Annotated in this window: 3 protein-coding genes; 1 reads left to right on the forward strand and 2 read right to left on the reverse strand. The window is 63.4% G+C overall.

What is annotated here, in order from left to right:
• Nucleotides 1-227: 227 nt before the first annotated feature.
• A complete protein-coding gene (locus tag H8B02_RS46545; RefSeq protein WP_229172411.1) occupies nucleotides 228-1,325 on the reverse strand; it encodes a MerR family transcriptional regulator in 1,098 nt (365 codons plus the stop codon).
• A 221-nt stretch (nucleotides 1,326-1,546) separates the two neighbouring features.
• On the opposite strand from H8B02_RS46545, the gene H8B02_RS46550 reads away from it, so the two are divergent.
• A complete protein-coding gene (locus H8B02_RS46550; RefSeq protein ID WP_229172412.1) occupies nucleotides 1,547-2,236 on the forward strand; it encodes an outer membrane protein in 690 nt (229 codons plus the stop codon).
• A 169-nt stretch (nucleotides 2,237-2,405) separates the two neighbouring features.
• On the opposite strand, the gene H8B02_RS46555 is transcribed toward H8B02_RS46550, so the two are convergent.
• Nucleotides 2,406-2,885 carry a hypothetical protein gene (locus tag H8B02_RS46555; protein ID WP_229172413.1) on the reverse strand — a complete coding sequence of 160 codons (480 nt, stop codon included), beginning with the start codon at nucleotides 2,883-2,885 and terminating at the stop codon, nucleotides 2,406-2,408.
• Nucleotides 2,886-2,998 lie beyond the last annotated feature (113 nt).

Below are 2,998 nucleotides of genomic sequence, written 5' to 3' on the forward strand. Positions count from 1 at the left end.
CTCGACCGGGCGATCCAGTATTCCAGAGACGTCTGGTGCTGGAATCGAGAAGCCGCGGCGTACTGGATCGCCCCGTCGAGCCGAGCGATGATAGTGTGGATGGGGACGCAGCTTCGCACTCTCGCGACACGATTTGTCCGAGTCAAAGGGTTGACAGGTTTTGCTGTGTTGCCCGTCGGGTTGATCTGTCGCACCCGGTTCGCGACGAACAGCTTCAGCGCGTCTGGTCAGGGTAGCGACCGAAGCAACACGCCATCGATCTTTCCGTCGGATGCCAAAATGATCCGCCATTCCATGTCGACATTGGCGAAGCTGACGTCATAGACATCCCAACCGTCTCGCCCGACACCCTTAAAGCGAATCGTTTGCATGCCCCCGGCCAGATCCAGCGCGGCGATGATCGCCGGAGCCTGCTCGCGGGCCACCGCCGCCATGACGTCGCTCATGCCGGCGTAGTCGACGGCACCTTGCTGGTGCTGAATGATCAGGCGGCGGATCGCCTCCTCGGTTCCCGGCGACGGCGTCTTGTTGTCAATCTTCTTTGCCAGCGCGGTCACCGCATCTTGGGCCTGCTGGTCGTCGATCCGGGTCGCGTTGTGCGTCAACCCGCCTTGATGAAGCGTCAGGGCGTTCGCGATTCCATCCGGCTCGACGGCGAAGGTAATCTGCGCCGCCGTGGTCTTGAGAAAAAACGTGTGCTCGCTTTCGGGATATATTTCCGAGGCGAACTGTCCAAGCGGCTTCGCGAACAGATGACCGCCATCGCGTGTGATCGTGACCACCTGCCCGCCGGTCTGAAACCGAAAATGACCGACGTAGCGCTCCATCAGGCCGGGATCGATTTGAATCGCAGCGCGGGGCCGGGCCTGTTCGTAGCGCCGTTGCGCGACGGCATCGAACGATGCTTCGGCCATGTTGGTCTCTTTGGCCAGCGTAATGAGGTCGGCGATCGAGAGCGATCCACCGACGGAAAGCTTCAAACGCGCCACATGCACCAGCGCAAGGCCCTCATCGGCGCGGTTGCGCAGTTGAAGGATCGACGATTGTTGCATGGCCAGGATTCGGTCGAGATCGATCTCGCGGCCTTCGAGAAGCTTGGCGATTTGCGCCAGGCTGAGCCCCATTCGCTTGAGCGCGAGGATCTCGTGTAGCCGGCTGATCTCCGCAGCCCCATAGAGCCGCCAACTCTTCGCCGTGCGGCGCGGCGAAATCAGGCCGCGGCTCTCATAGAGCCGAAGTCCGCGTACCGTGAGACCGATGCGAGCGGCGCACTCTGCCGCGGTCAGCAAAACGTCCTTGTCGGCTTTGTCTCTCGGCTCGTTCATCGACGGAGGCCCTTTCGCCCGTACCTTACGGTGTGACCTTAGGTCCGGCTCAAGGCCTTTTTCGGCGCGGCAGGCGATAAACCGCTTGAGCCGGCCCCAAGGTCATAGGTCAGAAGCGGGGCAGGAAGACCCTTCAATGCGCAAGTCGCCACAAGACACGCGCGCATCAACGACGGTCCTCCAGCCTCGCCATACAACCACAACAACGGGAAACCAATCTCATGAAAAAGCTTCTGCTCGGTGCGGTCGCTGGTATCGCCTGCGCGGCTCCCGCGTTCGCGGCCGATCTTCCGGCGCGAACCTATCCGAAGGCGCCGGCCTATGCGGCGCCGGAGGCGGTCTATAACTGGACCGGCTTCTATATCGGCGGCCACGTCGGTGGTGCCTTCGCGGGCAACAACAGCCTCGGCGGGGACAAGGTCCGATTCCTGGGCGGCTTGCAGGGTGGCTTCGACTACCAGTTCGCATCGAACTGGGTGATCGGTGCTGAGGCTCAGTTTAGTGGGCTCACCGGCAACGGTGGCAAAGGCTCGACTCTTCCGGCAGGCACCCTGGTAACAAGCAATCAGCTTGGCTCGATCACCGGCCGGGTCGGCTACGCCTGGGGCCCGGCGCTCCTCTACGCCAAGGGCGGTTACGCCGTCCGCGACAACCTCAATATCGGCGCCAGCTCCGGCGGAATTCCGGTGGTCGTTGCGACCAATGGCAGTCACCGGAGCGGCTTTACCCTCGGCGGCGGTCTCGAATACATGTTCGCGCGGAACTGGTCCGCGAAGGCCGAGTATCAGTATTTCAACTTCGGCAACACCACCTTCGCCGGCGGCCCCGCCACGATCGTCGGCGTCCGGTTCAGGGACGACGAGCATACCGCCAAGGTGGGCTTCAACTACCGCTTCGGCTGGGGTGGCTAGAGCGCTTTCGATTCCTGGCCGTCATGGCCGGGCTTAGCCGTTCGAAGAACGGCGTCGCTTCCGCTCGCCTATGCCCGGCCATCCACGTCTTCCTTCACGTTGGAAACCCAAGACGTGGACGCCCGGGACAAGCCCGGGCATGACGATTGAACAACCCCCGCGCCGAACCTCACCGTCGCAACCGTTGATCCCGGATCGGCCCCGCTGCCGGTATCGGCGCAATCTTCTGGGTCAGCCGCTGGCGGCCGACGAGGCCGGCGGTTGCCAGCATGACGTCGCCGCCGAACCACCAGGAGCCGATCACGAACTCCCAGGCGCGCGGCGGAATCTCGTCGAACACGATGCCATAGACCGACACCAGCGCAGCCAGCGCGGCGAGGAAGATGCCGCCCGCGCTCATCAGCTCGACGGCATCGATGCGCCCCGTGGCGCGCAAGGCCGGCCTTGGAATATCGATGCCGAGATAGAAGCCGACGGCACCGATCACGATCGTCGTCACGATGAACGCGAGCGTACCGAAGAAGGCGATGTGCCCCTTCGCGAGCTGGGCGGCGACGAAGGTGCCGCCCATGGCGCCGGCCATCGCCAGGCCGGTTCGCTGCAGCACATGCGCGGCGCGGCTGACCATCATCAGTTCGCGGGCGATCACCGCCCTCTCCTTTCTGCTCACGATCCTCATCTGCATGTTCCTTTCCAGCTCTGCGCTCCCTCTCCCCGTTCTTACGGGGAGAGGGTTGGGGTGAGGGGCCGTCTCAGCAATAA

This window comes from Bradyrhizobium altum, from assembly GCF_020889705.1.
GTDB lineage: Bacteria > Pseudomonadota > Alphaproteobacteria > Rhizobiales > Xanthobacteraceae > Bradyrhizobium > Bradyrhizobium altum.